Genomic DNA, 270 nt, shown 5'->3' with positions numbered 1-270 from the left:
TGACGATCCCGGGCCTCGCACTGTTCTACGGCGGCATGGTCCGCAAGAAGAACGTGCTCGCGACGCTGATGCAAAGCTTCGCGATCACCTGTCTGGTGACGATCGTCTGGACCGTGGTCGGCTACAGTCTCGCGTTCACGCCCGGCAACTCGTTCATCGGCGGCTTCTCGCGCGTGTTCATGACGGGCATGAACTACATCAAGGGCGACAAGGCCACGACGCTGACCGTCAGCCATCTCGCGCCGACGATCCCCGAGACGGTCTACTTCG

1 pseudogene is annotated in these 270 nt (G+C 62.2%); it reads left to right on the top strand.

The window, feature by feature from the left end:
* Window positions 1-270, top strand: a pseudogene (locus tag AB3X95_RS39000) (ammonia channel protein); the annotation flags it as partial.

Origin of the sequence: Paraburkholderia sp. BR13444, assembly GCF_040948755.1 — a bacterium.
GTDB classification, from domain to species: Bacteria; Pseudomonadota; Gammaproteobacteria; order Burkholderiales; family Burkholderiaceae; genus Paraburkholderia; species Paraburkholderia youngii.
Note: the sequence above shows the minus strand (reverse complement) of the source record. Positions and strands in the feature narration are given on the sequence as shown.